This window comes from Bradyrhizobium sp. 153 (assembly GCF_023073835.1).
Classification (GTDB): Bacteria; Pseudomonadota; Alphaproteobacteria; order Rhizobiales; family Xanthobacteraceae; genus Bradyrhizobium.
Map to the genome: position 1 here is coordinate 1 of NZ_JADPKH010000018.1, position 1,381 is coordinate 1,381.

Genomic DNA, 1,381 nt, shown 5'->3' on the forward strand with positions numbered 1-1,381 from the left:
CGATGATCCCGATCCCGAGCGGCGTCAGGGTCTGGATCGCCACTGGCCACACCGATATGCGTCGCGGCATGCAAAGCCTGGCGCTTGCGGTCCAGGAGAGTCTGAAGCGCGATCCTCATGCCGGCGATCTCTACATCTTCCGGGGCCGCCGCGGTGATCTGGTGAAGATTCTTTGGCATGACGGGTTGGGCATGTCGCTCTATGCCAAGCGCCTGGACCGTGGCAAGTTCATCTGGCCCTCGGCGTCGGACGGTGCGGTGTCGATCTCGGCGGCCCAGATGGCTTACATGCTCGAAGGCATCGACTGGCGGAATCCGCAACTGAGCTGGCGGCCACAAAGCGCGGGCTGAGCGCCGAATCTGTAGCTTCTTGCATTTTGGGGAGTCCCATCGCGTCCAATCTGTGATTCACTCGCGTCGCATGCATGCTGATCGCGACGCTGTTCCGGATGAGGTTGCCGCCCTGAAGAAGGCGCTGGCAGTCGAGCGCGCGAAGGGTTTGGAGATCGCCGGCGAGCTCGCGGTCGCCCGCGCGAAAGCGTCGGAAGACGAGGCGTTGATCGCGCAGCAGAAGCTGCAAATCGCCAAGCTAAAACATCAGATCTATGGGCAACGGTCGGAGCGCTCGGCGCGGCTGATCGAGCAGTTGGCGCTGACGTTCGAAGAGCTGGAAGCTGACGCCACCGAGGACGAGCTGGCGGCGGAACGGGCCGTGGCCAAGACGACCACGGTGCGCGGATTTACGCGCAAGCGCGCCGAGCGCCAGACCTTCCCCGAGCACCTCCCACGGGAACGGGTGGTAATCGATGGGCCTACGGCTTGTGAATGCTGCGGCAGCAATCGTCTTCGCAAGCTCGGCGAGGACGTGACCCGCACGCTAGAAGTGGTGCCGCGCCAGTGGAAGGTGATCGAGACGGTCCGCGAGAAGTTCTCCTGCCGCGACTGCGAGAAGATCAGCCAGGCGCCAGCGCCGTTCCATGCCATCGCTCGCGGGTGGGCTGGTCCGAGCCTCTTGGCCATGATTATGTTTGAGAAGTTCGGCCAGCATCAGCCGCTCAACCGCCAGGCGGAGCGCTACGCTCTGGAAGGCGTGCCGATCGCACTGTCGACCATGGCAGATGCCGTTGGGGCGGTCTGTGCCTCGCTGGATCCTCTGCTGCGCTTGGTGGAAGCCCACGTCATGGCGACCGAGCGCCTTCATGCTGACGATACGACGGTACCGGTCCTGGCCAAGGGCAAGACCGACACCGGACGGTGCTGGATCTACGTCCGCGACGATCGGCCATTTGGGGGCACGGACCCGCCGGCGGCGATGTTCTACTACTCCCGCGACCGCAAGGGCGAGCATCCCCAAGCGCATCTGGCCCGGTATGCCGGCATCC

General features: G+C 64.4%; 2 protein-coding genes. Both read left to right on the forward strand.

The genetic code is table 11. The annotated features are described in order from the left end of the window. Window positions 1–350: IS66 family insertion sequence element accessory protein TnpB (tnpB, locus tag IVA91_RS04740; protein WP_247276983.1), on the forward strand; the 350-nt coding region annotated here is incomplete at its 5' end. 70 nt (window positions 351–420) lie between these two features. Then, a partial coding sequence (locus IVA91_RS04745) for an IS66 family transposase (protein WP_247458400.1) occupies window positions 421–1,381 on the forward strand: 961 nt, incomplete at its 3' end.